Here is a 3,709-nt window from a genome sequence, read left to right as displayed (position 1 = left end):
CTAGGCAAACTATATGAGAAAACAAGTGTGATTATCACGACTAACTTAAGCTTTTCAGAGTGGAGCCAAGTCTTCGGTGACGCAAAGATGACAACCGCATTACTTGATCGACTAACGCATCACTGTCACATCATTGAAACAGGTAACGAAAGTTACCGCTACAAAGAATCTACTAATAAACGAATTTAAAACTGGAAATAAAAGAAAAGTTCAGGCCATAATCTGGCCTCTCAGGCGGGTCAAAATTAAGTGCAAAAGCAGGGTCAGTTTTACATGCAAATTAACAGGCGGGCTGCCGTATTGCCTTTATACCAGGAGTAGAGGCCGATGCTTAAACATATGACTTGTGAAAGCATGGTTACGATTGTGCTGATGCTAATGATGTATTCGTATTCGATAATAAAGCAGAGTAAGCTTGTGGCAAAAGCTAGCGCCGCCAAGACTTTAATTGACAGGTCAAGCTTGAGAGACAGCACTCTTAAGTTGATGTAGGCGCGACAATATAAGAAGCCGAATGCAACGCTCATATTCATGAAGAAGGGGATGCTGATTTTCTGCCAATAGAGAGAGTTTGGCCATAAGGCTTGGAAGGCAACCCCTTTAATCCCACCCAGGTACAAGAAAAAGCAGATAAAGATACCGCTTAACCAGATATACATGACGTCTCTTAGGAATACGGCATTTACTGCTGAAATAAATAGCGCAAGAATTACGATCCCATAGAGAATGCCGAGCAGTAGCTTAACTTTATCTATTTCATGAAAGAAGGTGTCATTGGGCCATATTTGAAGGGGGACAAACATCGAACTAGAGGTATCGATGCGCATATAAAAAGTTTGGCTTTCGTTGGCTGGCGTGTTGTGTAAAAAAACGATATTTCGATAATCGATGTCTCGTTGCTCAAAGGGATAAGCATCACCTGCGATTTCTTTAGTATACTCGCCCTCACTATCTGGTATGAAGTATTCAATTGAATCAAGGATCGGGTAGCGAACCTCAAGGTACCAGCGTGTGGCTTCTGGGCTTATGTTATCGACTGAAAAGCGGAGCCAATATACTGAGTCAGTAAATCCTTTTGCAAGGCCATCGTTGGGAGCATTTTGCCATTTTAGACCATTATTATACTTTGAGTCCGCGGCCATAATATCTTCAAAAATAGAATGCCGTCTTTATCTTCGATGTATTGGGTGTAAATGCCTATATTTTCGGGTATTGACTCAGCGCTGAGCTTGTATCCGGGAAGTTGTTCAGAAAAAGCATAACGCCCTACAACGATGAGGATTAGTAATAGGAATAATTTAGCTAATGGGTGGCTGAGCCTGATTTTTCTCATCTAAACGGCTTTTTTATTTTTTGAGGTCGTCCAGAGAAGTTCATTGTGGACAGAATAGGTAGAGCTCGATCAGCCGGGCTAATTATGGAGCTCTTCTAAATATTAAAAATAGTACATAATGTCAGGAAAATCCTATTTTAAGATGCAAGAGAAGAGAAAAAACTTGTTTTTAGTCGTATGAATTCTTCTTTTGCCATTGGTCTTCGTCATCGAGAAAGCTATCCCACTCTTTGTTGCCTTCTTGTTTTTTAGCTTCTTCTTGTTCTCTGAATTTTTTGTTGTGTTGATCCGCTACTTCATCAAGCGCTTTGATTTTGGCTTTGTAAAGCGCAATAGCTTTTGCGGCCTGAGGGTGTTTGGCAAACTCTTTAAATGCATCAATTGCACTGTGGTAATTATGAATTGCAACTCTGGGCTTGCCATTGGCATTTGCCGCTTCGGCTCGGCCACAGAATAAGTCTGCTTTGGATTGGCAAATCGAAAGACTGATGTGATCCAGATATTTTTTTGCACTGCCGGCATTCAGACGCTTGGCCTTATGTTGTGACTGAATAAAGCGTTGAAGTACCTCCAGGTAGCCTCTCACTTCTTTGGCTTTGGCTTCTGTTTTTACGGGGACTGCCGGAAATTTGGGGTTGTTTTCGCGTAAGTTCTTTAGATAGTCATGATCAGCAGTGAGGTAACCTTGTAGGCGCTCGGTTTTATTTAAAATGATCAGTTCATTAAGCGTTTCAACTGAGCGCTCGGCGATCATGATGCGTAGCTCGTTGTTTAAGTACTGCGGGGGCAGGTCGTGAATCAACTGTTGCATGCGGTTATGTCGCTCAGTCAGCACATTGGTTTTGCGAATGCGCTCAACACGTGCTCGCTCGCGCGCTTGAGAAATATAAATAGCACCAATGCAAAGAAATATGATAGCAACGATGGCGATTGTAATAGTGGTTGTTGACATAGCTAAGATCTTAAAAAATATACAAAAGGTTAAACTGAAATTGCTTATACCTTTGAGTATAGACCAGCGTTTGTGATTTTCTATCTGGGATTTAGGGTGAAATGGTAAATGATTGTGCAAACTTTGATCGGATAGAATTTGGGGTTTGTCACATTTTCATGTAAAATCTGCCGCCTTTATTACGCACCTGGCGAAGAAGTTTACTTTTGCTAGGGGCAATTTCCTTGTTATTTCAAGTGTTGAGGCTGATACAAAGATGACAGAGCGCGTTCAAGCTGCAGGCCTGCAGGTCGCAAAAGAGCTATTCGATTTCGTAAACGAGAAAGCAATTCCAGGTACAGGCGTCGATCAGGATGCATTTTGGGCTGGTTTCAGCGCAATCGCTAATGAGTTGGCACCACGTAACCGCGAGCTGCTTGCAAAGCGTGATGACCTTCAAGCTAAGATTGATGCGTATCATTCTGAGCGTAAAGGCCAGTCTTTGGATTTCGCAGAGTACAAAGCATTTCTTCAGGAAATTGGTTACCTGGTAGAAGAAGGCCCGGCATTTGAAGCAACGACTGAAAATGTAGAGCCAGAGATCGCTGAAATGGCTGGCCCACAGCTAGTTGTGCCAGTAATGAACGCTCGTTTCGCATTGAACGCTTCTAACGCTCGTTGGGGTTCTTTGTACGATGCGCTTTATGGCACGAAAGTTATTTCTGAAGAAGGTGGCGCTGAAAAGGGCCCAGGTTATAACAAAGTACGTGGCGACAAGGTTATCGCTTATGCTCGTGGTGTATTAGACACGGCTGCACCTTTGGCTAAGGGTTCTCACGTCGGTACAACAAACTACGCAATCGTTGACGGTAAGCTTGCCGTGACACTGGCTGACGGTTCTACTTCAGGTCTAAAAGAAGAAGACAAATTTGTTGGTTACACCGGCGACGTAGCTGCACCAACATCTATTCTTTTGAAGAACAATGGTTTGCACATCGAAATCCAAATCGATGCGACTAGCCCAGTTGGTTCAACTGACGCTGCTGGCGTTAAAGATTTGATCATGGAAGCGGCACTGACCACTATCATGGACTGTGAAGACTCTGTTGCTGCGGTTGACGCAGAAGACAAAGTGACGACTTACGGCAACTGGTTAGGCCTAATGAAAGGCGATCTGGCTGAAGACGTAAGCAAAGGCGGTAAGACATTTACACGTGTGATGAATGCTGACCGTGAATTCACGGGTGTTGACGGTAATACTTTCTCTTTGAAAGGTCGTTCAATGTTGTTCGTTCGTAACGTAGGTCACTTGATGACTAACCCTGCGATTCTTTTGGAAGACGGTTCTGAAATTCCTGAAGGCATCATGGACGGTGTTGTGACAGCGCTTATCGCTATTCACGACTTGAATGGCAATAGCCCATTCAAGAACTCTACAACAGGTT

4 protein-coding genes are annotated in these 3,709 nt (G+C 43.3%); 2 read left to right on the top strand and 2 right to left on the bottom strand.

Annotation, left to right across the window (positions count from 1 at the left end):
- The coding region (locus A3763_RS15265) for an ATP-binding protein (RefSeq protein WP_197482801.1) at positions 1-189 on the top strand (189 nt) is incomplete at its 5' end.
- A gap of 80 nt (positions 190-269) precedes the next feature.
- Here the strand turns inward: A3763_RS15265 and A3763_RS15260 are convergent.
- The gene (locus A3763_RS15260) at positions 270-1,142 is read right to left on the bottom strand and encodes a 7TM-DISM domain-containing protein (RefSeq protein ID WP_068507463.1); all 873 of its coding nucleotides are present in this window, start codon (positions 1,140-1,142) and stop codon (positions 270-272) included.
- A gap of 360 nt (positions 1,143-1,502) precedes the next feature.
- Positions 1,503-2,285, bottom strand: a complete 783-nt coding sequence (locus A3763_RS15255) for a hypothetical protein (RefSeq protein WP_068507461.1) — start codon at positions 2,283-2,285, stop codon at positions 1,503-1,505.
- Between the two features lie 256 nt (positions 2,286-2,541).
- Here A3763_RS15255 and A3763_RS15250 point away from each other — a divergent pair.
- A partial coding sequence (locus A3763_RS15250) for a malate synthase G (RefSeq protein ID WP_082880482.1) occupies positions 2,542-3,709 on the top strand: 1,168 nt, incomplete at its 3' end.

The organism is Oleiphilus sp. HI0128 (genome assembly GCF_001635365.1).
The sequence above is the reverse complement of the archived record's forward strand: the minus strand, read 5'-3'. Positions and strand labels throughout refer to the sequence as shown.

Bases quoted from the DNA above. Each gene is read 5' to 3' on its own strand.
- A3763_RS15255 (WP_068507461.1), bottom strand. From the start codon at position 2,285: ATGTCAACAACCACTATTACAATCGCCATCGTTGCTATCATATTTCTT.
- A3763_RS15260 (WP_068507463.1), bottom strand. From the start codon at position 1,142: ATGGCCGCGGACTCAAAGTATAATAATGGTCTAAAATGGCAAAATGCT.